Origin of the sequence: Streptomyces sp. UW30, from assembly GCF_008042075.1 — a bacterium.
Lineage (GTDB): Bacteria > Actinomycetota > Actinomycetes > Streptomycetales > Streptomycetaceae > Streptomyces.
On sequence record NZ_RDBN01000009.1, the window covers coordinates 1 to 15,097 of the forward strand.

Genomic DNA, 15,097 nt, shown 5'->3' on the forward strand with positions numbered 1-15,097 from the left:
CCGCCGAGGTCGGGTAGCGAGCCCTTGATGCTGGGGCGCGTGTCACCTTCCTGTTCGCGGACATTGCGCCTGACGGTCGCGTCATAGCTTTCCGGGTAGGGATCGGCAGCCTCGATCCGGTACATGTCGCAGTTGATGAGGTCGCGGATCGTGCGGGCCATGACCTCGGTGTTGCCGACCTTCAGGTTGGTGCGATCCCCGTAGTAGTAGTTCTCGCCGGGGCGGGAGAAGTAGGCGAGCAACACCATGCCCCGCGCTCTGCCGCTTCGCGCTGCACTCGGCGAGGTCTGCCGGTCGGGGTTCTGATCGTTCGCGGGTGAGCAACTGGTGAGGTGGGGTGCGGTCATGGCGGTGACTCCGGTCAGCACTGCGGCGCGCATCATCGTGCGGCGCCGGACTGATGTGACGTGTGGCTGGTTCACGCGTGGGCCCTTCGCGAGGGTTCCGGAATCGGGAAAGGGGCGGGCGACGGCCAGCTGCCCGGCCTGTCGCCCGCCCCTGGAACGGACGAGCCGGGTCAGGCGTCCAGGCGGCGGCCCGCGAGCCAGGTGACGATCTCGGGATCGTGGTGGTCGAAGAACAGGGAGCTGCCGGTGTCGAGGGTGGCGATCTGGGCCATCTGCTCGTCGGTGAGCTCGAAGTCGAAGACGTCGAAGTTCTCCGCCATGCGCTCGGCGCGTACGGACTTGGGGATGGCTACGACGCCGCGCTGGGTCAGCCACCGCAGCACCACCTGTGCGACCGACTTGCCGTATTCCTTGCCGATCTCGGCGAGCAGGGGGTTGGTGAACAGGTCGTTCTTGCCCTCGGCGAAGCCGCCCCAGGACTGGATCTGCACGCCGTGCTCGCGCATGAGGTTCTGGTAGTCCGCGCGCTGGAAGAAGGGGTGGGTCTCGATCTGGTTGACCGCCGGGGTGATCTCGTTGTTGACGATCAGGTCGATCAGGCGGTCGGGGTAGAAGTTGGCGACGCCGATCGCCTTCGCGAGGCCTTCGCGGTGGACGGCTTCCATGGCGCGCCACTGGCCGTAGACGTCGCCGAAGGGCTGGTGCATCAGGTACAGGTCGAGGTAGTCCAGGCCCAGCTTGTCCAAGGACGTCTCGAACGCGCGGCGGGTGTTGTCCTCGGCTGGGGCGTCCTGGACCCACAGCTTGGTGGTGACGAACAGGTCCTCGCGCGGGATGCCGCTGGACTTGATGGCGCGGCCGACAGCTTCCTCGTTGCCATAGGCGGCGGCGGTGTCCAGCAGCCGGTAGCCGGCCGCCAGCGCGTCGGACGCGGCGCGCTCGGTGTCCTCGGCGGGGATCTGGTAGACGCCGAAGCCGAGGAGAGGCATCTCGACACCGTTGTTCAAGGTCACATACTGCATGAGCGGAAGTCCTTTGCTGTGCAGGGGGGTTCGGGGTCAGGGGCGGATGAGGGCCTTGAGGACCTGGCGGTCGGCCATGGCCAGGTAGGCGTCCGGCGTCTGGTCGAGGGTGAAGGTCCGGTCGAAGACGCGGCCGGGGGCGATGGTGCCGTCGAGAACGTCAGGCAGCAGCTGCTCGGTGTAGGCGCGGGCGGAGCTGGCACCGCCGGTCAGGGTGATGTTGCGCATGAACTCGGCAGGGCCGATCGGTCCCTGCTCGTACTGCGGGACGCCCAGGCGGCTGATGGTGCCGCCGTCGAGGACCGCGCCGAGCGCGGTGTCGAGGGCCGGGCGGGTGCCGACGGCCTCGATGACCTTGTCCACCCCGCCGGTCAGCTCGCGGATACGGGCGATGCCCTCCTCGCCGCGCTCGGCGACCACATCGGTGGCGCCGAAGTAGCGGCCCAGGTCGGTGCGGGATTCGTGGYGGCCGGCGAGCACGATCCGTTCGGCGCCGAGCCGCTTGGCGGCGATGACCGCGCACAGGCCGACCGCGCCGTCGCCCACGACCAGCACGGCGTCCCCGTGGGTGACGCCGGCGGTGACGGCGCCGTGGTGGCCGGTGGTCATCACATCGGACAGCGCCAGCAGAGAGGGCAGCAGCGCGGAGTCGGCGGCCACCGGCAACTTCACGAGGGTGCCGTCCGCGTACGGGACACGAACGGCTTCGCCTTGGCCGCCGYCGACGCCGTCGAATCCGTACCGCCCGCCGTTGCGGCACGAGATGTACAGGCCCTTGGTGCAGTAGTCGCAGGTGTTGTCGCTGTAGGTGAACGGCGCGACGACCAGGTCGCCCGTCTTCAGGGCGGTCACGTCCGGGCCGGTCTCCTCGACGACGCCGAGGAACTCGTGTCCCATGGGGCGGCCGGTGTCGTTGGCGGGCATGGATGCGTAGGGCCACAGGTCGCTGCCGCACACGCAAGAGGCGATCACGCGGACCACGGCATCGGTCGGCTGGACGACCTTCGGGTCGGGCCGGACCTCGACGCGGACGTCGCCGGCTCCGTACATTCGGTGGGCTGGACGGTCCTCGGGTCGGGCCGGTCCTCGACGCGGACGTCACCGGCTCCGTACATCACTGCTGCACGCATCAGGGGTACTGCTCCAAACGGGGGTCGTGCCGGGGACCGGGGGTCAGCGTTCGAGCATCCGGGCCTGGGCCTCGGTGTGGGTGGCGCCGGCGGCGGGCGGCAGGCTGGAGAGCCGGTCGAGCTGCTCGGCGGTCAGGGTGACGGCGTCGGCGGCGGTGTTCTCCTCGACCCGGCTGACGCGCTTGGTGCCGGGGATCGGGGCGATGTCGTCGCCCTGGGCCAGCAGCCAGGCCAGCGCCACCTGCCCGGGCGTGGCACCGGCCTCGTCGGCCAAGGCCTTGACCTCGTCGGCGAGCGCCAGATTGCGCTGGAAGTTCTCGCCGGTGAAGCGGGGGTTGCCGCGGCGGAAGTCGTTCTCGTCGAACTGGTCGGTGGAGCGGACGGTACCGGTCAGAAAGCCGCGGCCGAGCGGGGAGAACGGCACCAGCCCGATGTTCAGCTCCCGCAGCACCGGCAGGATCCGCTCCTCGATACCGCGGGTGAACAGGGAGTACTCGGACTGGACCGCAGTGACCGGCTGGACCGTGTGAGCGCGGCGGATCGTGTCCGGGCCGGCCTCCGAGAGCCCGAAGGCACGCACCTTGCCCTCGGCGATCAGCTCACCGACTGCGTCGGCGGTCTCCTCGATCGGCGTGTTCGGGTCGACCCGGTGCTGGTAGTACAGGTCGATATGGTCGGTGCCCAGCCGCTTCAGGGAGCCCTCGACCGCGGTGCGGATGTTCGCCGGGCTGGAGTCCAGGTTCCAGGCGCCCTCTCCGCCGTGCGAGACCAGTCCGAACTTCGTGGCCAGCACCACCTTGTCCCGGCGGCCCTTCAGTGCCCGGCCAAGAAGGTCCTCGTTGGTGTAGGGGCCGTAGATCTCGGCGGTGTCGATCAGCGTGACGCCCAGCTCCAGCGCCCGGTGCACGGTCCTGATCGATTCCGCATCATCCGTGCCGGAGCCGGTGTAGCCGTGGGACATACCCATAGCGCCCAGCCCGATCCGGGAAACCTCCAGGTCACGCAGCTTGACGTACCGCATCTCGCCCTCTTCCGATCCATGGCGTACCCGGGCACCCTCACTCTCGCCCCGCCCGGCGGGTCGCGCCTGTGGTGACTGGGCAGGGGCCGGGGTACCGGCGTCTTGCTCATTCACCTTCGCCCGGATGGCGGAGATGTGGCAGGGCGGGCCTTTCGGGGGTAATGACAGGGCCCCCCTCCCGGCTGCGCGGCGGATGCGCGGCGCGTGAGACTGGAGTCATGGCATCCCAGAGCGCGCAAAGCGAAGGCGCCGAGCTGGGCCGCTACCTGCGCGCCCGCCGGACCCAGACCAGCCCCGAGCACGTCGGCCTGACCGTCGGCGCCGGCGTACGCCGCACTCCCGGCCTGCGCCGCGAGGAGCTCGCCACCCTGGCCGGCATCAGCATCGACTACTACGTACGCCTCGAACGCGGCAAGGAGACCCGCCCCAGCCCCGCCGTGCTCGATTCCCTGGCCCGCGCGCTGCGCATGGACGACCAGGAGCACCAGCACCTGCGCGAGCTCGCCGCCCGCGCCGCCCGCTACGTGTCCGAACCCCCGCCCGCGCCCAGTCGCACCGTGCGCCCGCATCTGAAGCTGCTGCTTGAGTCTCTGCGTCCGAACCCGGCCTACGTCATCAGCCGCAGCATGGACATGCTCGCCTGGAACCCCGGCGGCCTCGCCCTGTACCCGGGCCTGGAGGACTGGCCCGTCAAGCACCGCAACCTCGCCCGCTACCTCTTCCTGCACCCCGCGGCCCGCGACCTGTTCCCCGACTGGGACCGGCAGATCACCGCCTGCGTCGCCCGCCTGCGCGCCGTCGCCGGCACCGCCCCCGACGCCCCCGACCTCACCAACCTCGTCGGCGAACTCCTCCTCAAGAGCCCCGACTTCGCCGGACTGTGGGAACGCTACGAGGTCACCGGACGCAAACCAACCCACAAGACGTTCCAGCACCCGCAGGTCGGCACGCTCACCCTCACATCCCAGTCCTTGCACGTGGAAGGCACCCCCGGCCAGCGCATCGGCGTCTACACCGCCGAACCCGGCACCCCCGACCACGACGCCCTGCTCCTCCTCGACATGACTGCACCGCGGCGTACGGAACACTCCTCTCCGAGAATCACCGGAGCCCAGTCGCAGTCGTCAAGCTCCTGAGGAAGCGCCACGCTCCTGAGACAACGCTGACAGGCCACAGCGTGAGACGGGCGAAGGACTACTGGTCAGAGGCGTGGCGCATGCCATGGAGATCGTGCCCGTCAGACCCGGACAGGTGCCCGCTCCGAAGGCGTAGCGTGCCCGTACTCGGTTGGCGCGGCGAGCGCTGAGATCTCCCCTGGGTCTGTGCTCGACGTCCAGTGGTGTCGGCAGCGCCCATTTCCTGGGCAATCTGTCGGGGGACCGGCAGGCGGAGCTGGTCTTGCCGGCGTTCAGGCGGTTTCCGGAGGCGGTGAGCTCCGCGGGCCGTCACCGGTCGGCAGTGGCCCGTGGATTGACCTCGCATTGATCGATCTCGTCCAGGCGCCCCGTGCTGGCCATGGCCACGCGGTAGGTCGTTGTGTCCTTCGCGGGTACCGACACCTGATTGCCAGTGTCGATCATGGTGAAGCCGTGCTTGTCCTTGAAGTTGATCTTCACGGTGAAGACGGCGTCGCGTCCGTTCGGATTTCTGATTTCGACGGTCGCGTACGGGTCGTCCGGGCTCGCGCAGCTGATGAGGACCGCGGTGCCGTCCTTCAGGGGCCGGGCAGTCTCGCTGGAGGGTGACGCGGTGGGAGTGGGACTGTGGGTGGGCTGCGAGCGGTGGGTACCGGCGCCGCTGCCACCGGAAGTCGTACCGGAGTCATGCGCGTCACGGCCGGACGAGCCGCTGGACGAACTGCCGTGCGGGCCACAGCTGCCCGACGTCGATGAACTGTCATGGTCCTGGCTGGAGCTGCTGCAACCGCCCCCGCTACCGCTGGAATCGCTGCGGCTACCCTGACCACAACCCGACGAGAACCCGGTCAGGGCCAGCACGACCATCGCCGGCACCGTTGTGAATCTGAGTCCCCGCCCCCGCATGTACATGCCGCTACCTTAACCACGGCCGTCGCGCCCGCCCCGGCGACCGTCGAGTGACGGCCCGTCTGGCCTCGTACGGGCCAAACGCCTCCTTCACGACGGGGCGCCAGTGATCTCGCTGCCGGTCCCCAGCCTTCCAGCGCAGGCCACCAGCTTCGACTTTCAGGTCTCCTCACCGGTCACCACAAACGTCCAGCGGGCTACGCCGCGAACTGCGCGGGGCGGGCGGCCAGGTGCCCCTCACAGCGAGAAGGGCATCCGCTGGGACGGACGCCCCCTCGCCACCGCAGCCTGATCAAGCGGCCCAGCGGAGAACATCAGATCCTCGTACTACCAGGGATGCGGTACAGCACGTTCGGACGCAGTGGCCCTTCGGGCGCGCTCGGGTCGTCGAAGTCGTCGGCCGGATTCCGGGTCATGCCGATCCGGCGCATCACCGCCTGCGAACGGAGGTTGGCGGTTGTTGTCACAGCAAGGATCTCGGGAAGTCCAAGGGTGTCGAAGCCGTAGGCCAGGACCTTCAGCGCGGCCTCGGTAGCGTAGCCCTGGCCCCAGGCCGAGCGGGCAAGCCTCCAGCCGATCTCCACTCCCGTGAACGGCATGTCGTCATCGACCTGGTCCAAGCCCGCGAAGCCGATGAACTCGCCCGTGGCCTGTACCTCAACCGCCCACCACCCATAGCCTCGCTGGTCGAACTCGGCCTGGAACTGTGCCACGGAGGCATCGCTCTGTTCGCGGGTAAGCAGGTCGCCCAAGTGCTCCCGGACCTCGGGATCGGCATTCATCGCCGCGCACGGCTCAAGGTCGGAGTCCCGCCATCGGCGGAGGGTGAGGCGGTCGGTGCGCAGTTCAGCCATGCTGCGCAGCCAACGTGAGTGGCCTCTGGGCAATCCATTTTCCTCCAGGCGACACCGTCGCGCAGAAAGAGCATGCACGACTGAACGAAGCGACCACCGATCCGGCAAGCCAATGCGCTCACAGCACTCGTAGAACCTGGTCAGGTTCAGTTGATAGTGGCGTGTCCTGATGGTTGGTGCGTTGATCGGTTGTGACGCCTGAGGAGCTTGCTGCGGTCCGGTGTGACCTGGAGGACTTCGCGGAGGATGTGTTCGAGCCGTGCGAGCCGTTCGAGCGGGCGGACCAGCGTCGGTGGGGTGGAGTCTGCCGGGGCCTCCTCCTGGACTGGCAGCGGAAGTCGGTGGAGCCGATGGCGGCCCGGCTCGGTGAGGACGGCAACAGACAGGCACTTGCCCACTTCGCCACCTCCACCCCTTGGGACCTGGCGCATTTGCGGGCCGAGTGCGGAGTCCCCGACGGACGTCGGGCATTTCGAGAAGTGGGACTTTCGAAAGGGCCGACTACACGCGAGTCATCTTGTGGGTCATGGAAGACAATGACCGCGCCCGACGCTTCTACGAAGTTGACGGCTGGCGCGGGACGGCGCAGTTGTGGAAGACACCACTGGCGGAGCATCTCTCAAAGAATTGCGCTACCACCGTGCTCTTGGCTAACTGATCGTTTCAATATGAACTGGTGAGGGGTTTGGCGTCGGGATCTGCCGTAGGTGAGCTCGCACGAGTAGTCACCGACCGACCGATGACCGCCCCACCGCGTTCTGCGCGTCGACTGCCGCGAGCACCATGTCAGCCAGTTCTGCAGCGGACCGTCCGCCACCCGCGTCGATGCGATCCATGCCCAGCCTGTCGATGGCATCGATCATGAGTGTCTGGTAGCGCTCAGTGCGGGCCAGGAATTTGTCCATCAGGCGCTGTTCCTCGTCCGTAGCTGCTTCATAGCGGCCCGCGCCATGAATGCGGGCGCGTACCGCGGCGTCGTCCGTGGTGAGCCACACGGCGGCCGTGCGCGGCACCTGCAGCCTCGCGACGCGGACGGGCCAGAGTGCCGACCCCTCCAGGACCAGGCCCGTCCTGCCACTGCCCTCGACCGCATGGGCCGTGATCAGCTCTTCGATGCGGGGCCAAAGCCGATCGTAGTGGCCGAGAACGGATGTGATCAGTTCGTCAACCGTGAGTGATCCGTAGTGCTCGGCGACGTGGGCCGGCACCTCCCACTCCGGGGTTTTCCAGGGTCGCCCCGGGTGCCGGGCCAGCCTGTCAGTGGTCAGGCACTCGAACCCGAGTTTCCCCGCCACCACTTGGGCAACGGTCGACTTTCCGACGTTCGACGTCCCGCCGATCAATACCACCCGCACATCACGCACGCCGACGACCCTACTGATCCATCCACGACGATGCCTGCAGTTGGCGGAGACAGATGATGCAGCACGCCAGTTGCGAAAATCCGTGGTGGAGGTCGGCGCGGTGTTCATAGCGGATGCGTAGCCGTTTGAACTGGTGGAGCCAGGCAAAGGTGCGCTCGACGACCCACCGGGTCTTCCCCAGGCCGGAGCCATGGGCGACACCTCGTCGGGCGATGAGTGGTGTGATGCCGTTGGTGTCAGGTGACCAGTTCGGTGATGCTCCGGGCGGTCAGCCACAGGCCGAGGAGGAGGGAGAGCGTGACGATCAGTTGTTCCTGGTGCTGCTCCAGCCATTTCCGCAGGGCGTTCAGCCGGGTGTTCGCGACTGCGGGCGCCCGGACCACGTACATCTCCATGACGACCAGGCTGAGTGTGGCCAGGAGGCAGTAGCCGGTCAGTGCGAGCCAGTCGGCGAGGGTGGAGAGGTGGGCATCGACGGCGGTTGCTGCGCCGGCGCCGACGAGTGCCCAGGGCTGCAGCACCCATGCCAGGCCGGCGGCCGTGACCGGGGAGGTGTCGTCGATCCGGGTGGTCCAGCGTGGCGGGCTGTGCGGGCGGGGTGGTCGGTGGTGCCGGTATGCGCTGTACAGCACCAGTGCCAGGCCGATGGCGAGTTTCACATCGATCACGGCGGTCGAGGGCACGCTGTGACGGGCGGGGGGCTGACCGCCGGTCAGCAGCACCACGCAGGCGATCACCGCAATCAGGTTGGCCAGCCACGACAACAGGAATGCCAGGCCCAGGCGAACGCCGCGCCGCGAGGAGAGCAACAGGATGAAGGCGCTGTTGTGCAAAGGCCCCAGGGTAATGGCAGTACCGATCACGATCAGGTCGAGGACCATCGATCAGCCGCTCCCGGGTGTCAGGGCCCTGTGCCACCTGCGGACGGGAGGACCAGCCGGCCACGTGAGGGCGTGCTGCCGCGGTGCCGTATCCCGCCTCTGCGGGCGGCGGCCCGGCCGGCCGGTTTCACGCTCGTCCATCCAGAAGCCGTCGACCACCACCGGGTGCACCGGACGTTCATCCGGGCGGAATTTCTCGGATCTCACCAGGAAGGAACCACCGGGAATCCACACCATCCCGCGGGTCGTCGCCGCGGACGGGCAGTGGGCGGCCGTCGTCATGACAACGACGGTGCACCAACGCAACCGGACTGCTCCGGCGACACGCCCAGGTGAGCGTGTCCTAGCGTGTCCTCGTCGCCGCCGACAACACGGCCGGGGCCGGGTGCGGCCGAGCTCATCCCCGACGCCCGTGCTCGATGGTCTGCACCGGCGCCCCGCCGGCACGGCCGAGTCCTCTGGGGTGGCAGCGAGGAACTCGGCCGGGGCTACCACGGTCGCAGTGGACGGCAAGAGTGCACGCGGCTTCCGCAACGGCCACGTCCCGCCCTCACATCTGCCGGCCGCGATGACCGGCGACGGGCAGACGATCAGTCAGCTGCGGGTGCCGGACAAGACCAACGAGATCACGGGCTTTGCCCGGCTGCTCGGCGGACGATCGGCCCGTGCGACGCGGGGCCTGCTTCCGGGCCGACTCTGTGAGCTTGTTGTACCGAGGTCGTGTGGGGGCGGCTCTCGTGCTGTCTTTGTTCAGCATGAGCCTGACGGTTGTCGGCGTCACCGTGGCCGGTGGGCGGCCGCGGCCGTGTTCGCGTTCGTGTGGTGGCTGGGCGTGCTCTCGCCTCCCGCTGGGGTCATGGTGCCGGCGGGCGGTGCGGTGATTGGCGGACGTCGGCTGTGGCTGCTCTGCTCTGTGTGGTGGGTGCTTCGCTGGGTTGGTGGCTGTCGCTGGGAGGTGTGGGCCGCGGTGGCCTGTGGGTGTCGTGGTAGCGGGCTTCCGCGTTGACGTGTTGGGGCCTTGCCGGTGCCGGGCACCGTTGTCGCGTGGGGCGGCTGCTGTGGGCGTACGTGTGCGTGTGGCGGTGGCGGCCTGGTGCGGGGCGGCCTGGTCCCGGGTGCGGGGCGGTGCGGATGGGTCTGGCTCGCGGGCCGGGGGTGGGGGAGCGGGCATCGCGGGTGCTGTTCCGGGTGATGGATATCCGGACACCCGAACGCCAGTCCCTGTGATCGCGGGACAGCCCTCCGATGATGCGAATGTTCGAAGTGTGCTGCGTGGCGGGTCCGGTGTGGCGGGTCCGGTGTCACCGGTCCGGTGGTGCCGGGGTTCTATGAGGAGTCTTCTCTCGCGCGGGTGCGGATCACCGGGCGTCGCGGTCGTCGGCCTTGGCCGGGTGACGGTCGTGGCGCCGGAGGGTTGAGCGGGGGTTTTGCAGGGGTCCTGGCGGCCGCCGGGCGGTGGCGGATCAGCACGGTGACGGTGGCTGTGAGGAAGACGGCCTGTATGACTGTTCGGGGGCCGAGCTCGTCCCACCAGGACACGTCGCCGCTGGCGGCGTACACGTTGGCGGGGAACATCACGACCAGCATCGTACTGAGTACGGCGGCCGAGGCCCGGGCGGTGCGCTGCCACAGCAGGCCGAGCGCGCAGGCGAGTTCGGCGATGCCGGTGAGTGTGACGAGCAGGCCGGGGGCCGGCAGGGCCGGCGGCACCATGGCGACGATCTCCTCGCGCATCCCGACGAAGTGCGCGCCCGCCGTGAGGGTGAACATGGCTGCCAGGCCGCCCCGCAGGGCGGCGGCCGGCCGGCGCAGCCGCATGATCCCGAGCGTCCCGGCGAGCAGCAGCAGGCCTGTGACGGCAACGAGTGTGAGGAGCGGTTCCATGTGCGGGCCTTCCTGCCCTTGAGCGATGCGGTGACGGATCTCTGGCGATGCGGTGACGGATCTCTTGGGTATGCGAGGGCCGGCAGGCCGGGTCCCCCGGCCTGCCGGTCAGGCGGTGTCGCCGGTCAAGGCCGTGGCTGACCTGCGGACGGTGTTCGGTTCGATGTGCTGGATCTGCACGACGACCCCGTCCGGGTCYSRGACCCGGATGCTGTGGCCGAAGTTCTCCTCGACAAGCTCGTAGGGGTAGCCGTCGCGTTCGAGGCGCTGCGCGACCTGCTCCAGCGGTTCGTCCGTCGTGAAGCCCAGTTCGGTGGCGCCGGGCGGTCGGCCCTGCGAGACGGCGGCAGCGTGGACGCCGACGGCGCCTGCGGCGGCGGTCAGCCGGACCCAGACGGCCGCGCCGGGCTCCTGCCGGACGGTGAGCCCCAGCCCGGCGTAGAAGTCCCGGGACGCCTCGACGTCGGCCACGTATCTGATGGGAAGGACGGTCAGCATGGTCTGCCCCTTTCTGTGACGATCGCCGCCAGCGTCCTGCCCGGTGCTCCCTTACGCGCTGTAGAGTCGCCGGGATGGACGTGATCGGACGTTCGGAGGGGGTCAGGTGACGCAGTCCGTCACGCTCGACGCGCTGGACCGTCGTCTGATCCATGCCCTCCAGATCGACGGGCGCGCCTCGTTCAGCAGCATTGCCACCGTCCTCGAAGTCCCGGAGCGCACCCTGGCGCGCCGCTATCACCGGCTGCGGTCGGCGCTGGTGGTCCGGGTGGTCGGGCTGGTCGACAGCGGGCGTGTCGGCATGCTCGACTGGTTCGTCCGCATCGACTGCGCGCCGGAGGCCACCGATGCGCTGACTGCCGCCCTCGCGCAGCGCGACGACACCTCGTGGATCGCTCCGCTCGCCGGTAGGACGCGGCTGACGTGCATGGTCCGTACGCCGGGCACGGGGGCGGACGGCGGGCGACCGCTCTTCGATCACCTGCTGCGGACCCCGGGGATACGCGACGTCGAGGCGGGCTGCGTGCTGCGCGCGGTCGCCGGGGTCGGCGGCTGGGCGGGCCGCACGAGCGCGCTGGACGCGGCCGAGCAGGCCGCCCTGCTCGGCCTCGCACCCCCGTCACCGCGCAGCCCGGACGTTCTTGCCGGGGCATCGGGCTGGGGCGAGGCGGAGGCGCGCCTTGCGGGCGAACTGGCCCTGGACGGCCGGGCGGACATCGCCCAGCTCGCCGCCGCCACCGGGTGGTCGGCCTCGACCGTGCGCCGCCGCGTCGCCGCACTGCGGGCGGCCGGGGTGCTGCACTTCGAGGTGGACGTGAGCCCGTCCCACTTCGGCTTCCCGGTGGAGGCGCTGCTGTGGCTGGAGGTGGCGCCGGCCGCGCTGGGCGAGGTGACGGAGGCACTCTCGCGGCACGCCGCAGTCGCTTTCGCCGCTGTCATGACGGGCCGGGCGTCGGTCTTTGCCATGGTCCAGTGCCGTGACATCGGCGCCCTGTACGACTACCTGGCCGGCGAGTTGGCCGCGCTGGCGGGCATCGCCCGAGCGGAGACCGCCCTTGTCCAGCGCCGCGCCAAGCGGGCCGGGCCGCTCCTGCTGCCGGCGATGGCGCAGCGCGCTCAACGATTCCCGCCACGACCGACAGTCCACCGAGTCGGCCACACGAGGGCCACATGAGGTGACGTCCACGTCGTCGCTGCGCAGTGGCGCGCCGGGCTTGCAGCGGCTGCATCCGGGAGTCCTGCGGCCAGGAGCCGCCGGGCTTCGTCACGGCTGATCGCGCGGCGGCACTTGCCCGCCGTAGGGCAGTCGCCGGCATCGCGCGCGTTCCGCATACATCTCCCCCCGCCGCAGGACGTGGCCGGTGTGACCGGCCAGTTGGTCCGCCCGATGAAGGGGCCCGATGCGGAGCACCGCACGGGCCAGGACGTCCTTCAGGCCGGCGCGTTCCTCCTCGCTCAAAGCCGCGGGGTGACGGGTGAGCCAGCCAGTGGCCTTTCGCACCGTCGGCCGTGGAGGCGGCTCCTGTGGCGGAGCGGTGCGCAGGTGGCGGTGTAGGCGCGGACCATTTGGTAGGTGACGGGGATGTTGTCGGCGATCAGTTCGCGGTGCAGGCGGATGACACTCATGCAGCCCGCCGCGAACCGCCTCTCCAGGTAGGGCTTTAAGGGGTCCAGCCTGCTGGGACGTGGCCGGTTTTCGCGCGGGGTGTCCCGCCAGTGGACGGCGCGCGTGTAGCGCCGCACGGTGTTGAGGCCCCAGCCCAGGTGCCGGGCGATCGCCCGGCGCGAGTGGCCCTGCGCGAGCAGTTCGTGGACCAGGGGGTGTGCGGCCTTCTTGCGCTGGGCCCGCCGGCCCGCCGGCCCGCAGGGTCCGGGCCGGTAAGCCCCGCCTCCTCCGGCGGCGTGTCAGCGTCCGGCGGCCTGGGCAGCGCCGGAGCGCGCAGGCACTCACGGTGGGCGGCGACGCAAGTCTCCACGGCCCGGCCGAGGCCCTGCCACAGGTGGAAGCGGTCGGCGATCTGGTGAGTGCCGGGGCGCCGAGCCGGGCCCCCTCGGCGTAGGCACCTGCCCGGTCCCGGCAGATGATCTCGACGCTTGGGTGGGTGGTCAGCCACGTGGCCAGCGGTCCGGCCTCGCGTGTCGGGAGCATGTCGACTACGCGGTGGGTTTCTCCGCAGGTCAGGCCGCCGGTTGCCGTCTCCAAGCCGACGACGCAGCAGACCTCGGCGGGATTGGGCCGCAAAGCCACCCAGGCCAGGTACACCGACGACAGGGCGAGCAGCACGGTGATCAGTGCGCCCACGATCGCGGCAGTCCCCACAACACCAGAGTCCGGCCGGGGCTGAGCTCGCTCCTGGCGTCAGCCCTGGCCCTTACGAAACCCGGTTAACACAGATGACGTGCTCAACTACCCTCGGCCTGAGCTCTTCACGGGCCCGGAAAGGAGGCAGGACGGATGGAGCCGCTGGAACTTGGTCGCGCAGTTGAGGCAGGACGGGCGACCGCTTCGGAACTCGGCCTCCACGTCGACGATGTGGTCGTCATCAACAACTCGGACCGTGTCGTGCTGCGCCTGGTCCCGTGCGATGTTCTGGCCCGGGTCGCACCTTCGGGACATCTGGCTGGTTCTGAGTTCGAAGTAGAGGTTGCTCACCGTCTCACCGAGGTCGACGCTCCTGTGGCTGAGCTCGAGCCCCGCCTCGACCCCCGAGTCCATGTGCGTGATGGCTTCGCCATCTCCCTCTGGACCTACTACGAACCCGTGGGATCACAGATCGCGCCGGCCGACTACGCAGACGCGCTGCTGCGCCACCATGCCGCCCTGCGCCAGATTGATCTGGACGCACCGCATTTCACCGATCGAGTCGCCGGGGCGCTCAGAGAGGTGAACGACCTGCAGCAGTCCCCCGAGCTGCCCGATTCCGACCGGGAACTCCTCAGCAACACACTCAGCAGGCTGAGCACCGCGATCAGCATCGGAAAGGCCGGCGACCAGCTGCTGCACGGCGAGCCGCATCCGGGCAACCTCCTCAACACCAGGAGAGGGCCGCTTTTCGTAGACCTCGCCACGTGCTGCCGTGGACCGGTCGAGTTCGACCTCGCCCATGCGCCCGAAGAGGTGGCAAAGCACTATGCGGGAGCCGACCACGACCTGATTCACCGGTGCCGCGCTCTGGGCTGGGCGATGTTCTCGGCCTGGCGCTGGCGCCGAGACGACCAAATGCCCGACCGGGACCAGCGCAGAGTAGAGGGGCTCAACCAGGTTCGTGCCGCACTCGACCGCTGCGGACCGGGCTGAACCCGATGCAACTCGGTTCCGGTCCGGCGCGCGCACGTGACCAGGCCGTGGGCGCCTACGGCCCGACCCCGAGCGAATGGGGGAGAACGTCGTCATTCGCTCGTCATTCCCCTGCGCCGCATTCCCCTTGTGCCGCGCGACCTGACGTCCCTTGGACCGCACCTCATTTCACATACATGAGATGCGGTGCGGTCCATAGGACGCCCTCCATGCCCTGCGTGCAAGTGCTGAGTGGCTCGCCCCCGTTGCCGGGGCCGGACTTCTTGCGGCTGACGTGCTCCGGGTGCGGCAGCGGGCCGCGGCCAGCGGGTTGATGGCGAAGACCTGCCGCTGCCTGGGGCGCAGGGCAGGCGAGCGGGCACAGCCGGACGGATGCGGGACAGGACGGTGGATGCGCGACAGGATGGGGGATACGGGCATGATGAACGGGGACAGCACCCGCTTCACAGCCTCCAGCCACGATCGACGCCGACACGCTCCCTGCACCGAGAGTCAGGCCGAGCCCGGCAGCTCCTGGCCTCCGGGGACTGGCGCCTCGCCCCGGCGGACGTCGAGGCGGCGTCCGGCGTCCGGGCCCGCCTCTGCGCTCCGCTCCCGGTCCGGCGGGCCGGGAACGCACTCACGGCTACGGACCGGGACCGACGGCTCCAACGGATCCCGCGGACCACCCTCCACCACCTCGACGCAGCTGCCGTCAGCCGCAAGAAGTCCGGCCCCGGCAACGGGGGCGAGCCACTCAGCACTTGCACGCAG

General features: G+C 69.5%; 13 protein-coding genes and 3 pseudogenes. 4 read left to right on the forward strand and 12 right to left on the reverse strand.

Annotated elements, in window-relative coordinates:
• From EAO75_RS46495 to EAO75_RS08655, 4 genes and pseudogenes are all read right to left on the reverse strand, one after another.
• Positions 1–422, reverse strand: a pseudogene (locus EAO75_RS46495) (hypothetical protein); the annotation flags it as partial.
• Between the two features lie 95 nt (positions 423–517).
• Positions 518–1,369 carry an aldo/keto reductase gene (locus EAO75_RS08645; protein ID WP_147994476.1) on the reverse strand — a complete coding sequence of 284 codons (852 nt, stop codon included), beginning with the start codon at positions 1,367–1,369 and terminating at the stop codon, positions 518–520.
• A gap of 36 nt (positions 1,370–1,405) precedes the next feature.
• On the reverse strand, positions 1,406–2,419 hold the full coding sequence (locus tag EAO75_RS08650) for an alcohol dehydrogenase catalytic domain-containing protein (RefSeq protein WP_147994477.1): 1,014 nt from the start codon (positions 2,417–2,419) through the stop codon (positions 1,406–1,408).
• A gap of 123 nt (positions 2,420–2,542) precedes the next feature.
• Positions 2,543–3,520 (reverse strand): aldo/keto reductase, encoded by a 978-nt coding sequence (locus tag EAO75_RS08655; protein ID WP_147994478.1) that lies wholly within the window; start codon positions 3,518–3,520, stop codon positions 2,543–2,545.
• Positions 3,521–3,738: 218 nt separating this feature from the next.
• Between EAO75_RS08655 and EAO75_RS08660 the strand changes: the two genes are divergently transcribed.
• Positions 3,739–4,656 (forward strand): helix-turn-helix transcriptional regulator, encoded by a 918-nt coding sequence (locus tag EAO75_RS08660; RefSeq protein WP_147994479.1) that lies wholly within the window; start codon positions 3,739–3,741, stop codon positions 4,654–4,656.
• Positions 4,657–4,965: 309 nt separating this feature from the next.
• Here EAO75_RS08660 and EAO75_RS08665 read toward each other — a convergent pair whose 3' ends face one another.
• Both EAO75_RS08665 and EAO75_RS08670 read right to left on the reverse strand, forming a co-directional pair.
• Positions 4,966–5,523 carry a hypothetical protein gene (locus EAO75_RS08665; RefSeq protein WP_261989203.1) on the reverse strand — a complete coding sequence of 186 codons (558 nt, stop codon included), beginning with the start codon at positions 5,521–5,523 and terminating at the stop codon, positions 4,966–4,968.
• Between the two features lie 356 nt (positions 5,524–5,879).
• Positions 5,880–6,419: a GNAT family N-acetyltransferase gene (locus EAO75_RS08670; protein ID WP_147994481.1), complete on the reverse strand. Its 540-nt coding sequence runs from the start codon at positions 6,417–6,419 to the stop codon at positions 5,880–5,882.
• Between the two features lie 248 nt (positions 6,420–6,667).
• Here EAO75_RS08670 and EAO75_RS08675 point away from each other — a divergent pair.
• Positions 6,668–6,838 (forward strand): annotated as a pseudogene (locus EAO75_RS08675) (transposase); the annotation flags it as partial.
• Positions 6,839–7,144: 306 nt separating this feature from the next.
• Here the strand turns inward: EAO75_RS08675 and EAO75_RS08680 are convergent.
• From EAO75_RS08680 to EAO75_RS08705, 5 genes and pseudogenes are all read right to left on the reverse strand, one after another.
• Positions 7,145–7,768, reverse strand: a complete 624-nt coding sequence (locus EAO75_RS08680; protein WP_147994486.1) for a hypothetical protein — start codon at positions 7,766–7,768, stop codon at positions 7,145–7,147.
• A 25-nt stretch (positions 7,769–7,793) separates the two neighbouring features.
• Positions 7,794–8,012 (reverse strand): annotated as a pseudogene (locus EAO75_RS08685) (transposase); the annotation flags it as partial.
• Between the two features lie 7 nt (positions 8,013–8,019).
• Positions 8,020–8,664, reverse strand: coding sequence for a GAP family protein (locus EAO75_RS08690; RefSeq protein WP_147994482.1), 645 nt, complete (start codon positions 8,662–8,664; stop codon positions 8,020–8,022).
• Between the two features lie 1,326 nt (positions 8,665–9,990).
• A complete protein-coding gene (locus tag EAO75_RS08700) occupies positions 9,991–10,548 on the reverse strand; it encodes a hypothetical protein (protein ID WP_261989204.1) in 558 nt (185 codons plus the stop codon).
• 108 nt (positions 10,549–10,656) lie between these two features.
• Positions 10,657–11,046 carry a VOC family protein gene (locus EAO75_RS08705; protein ID WP_147994483.1) on the reverse strand — a complete coding sequence of 130 codons (390 nt, stop codon included), beginning with the start codon at positions 11,044–11,046 and terminating at the stop codon, positions 10,657–10,659.
• Positions 11,047–11,152: 106 nt separating this feature from the next.
• Between EAO75_RS08705 and EAO75_RS08710 the strand changes: the two genes are divergently transcribed.
• Positions 11,153–12,220 (forward strand): Lrp/AsnC family transcriptional regulator, encoded by a 1,068-nt coding sequence (locus EAO75_RS08710; protein WP_147994484.1) that lies wholly within the window; start codon positions 11,153–11,155, stop codon positions 12,218–12,220.
• A gap of 1,281 nt (positions 12,221–13,501) precedes the next feature.
• The gene (locus EAO75_RS08720; RefSeq protein WP_147994485.1) at positions 13,502–14,344 is read left to right on the forward strand and encodes a phosphotransferase; all 843 of its coding nucleotides are present in this window, start codon (positions 13,502–13,504) and stop codon (positions 14,342–14,344) included.
• A 492-nt stretch (positions 14,345–14,836) separates the two neighbouring features.
• Here EAO75_RS08720 and EAO75_RS46500 read toward each other — a convergent pair.
• On the reverse strand, positions 14,837–15,097 hold a 261-nt coding region (locus EAO75_RS46500), incomplete at its 5' end, for a hypothetical protein (protein WP_222723925.1).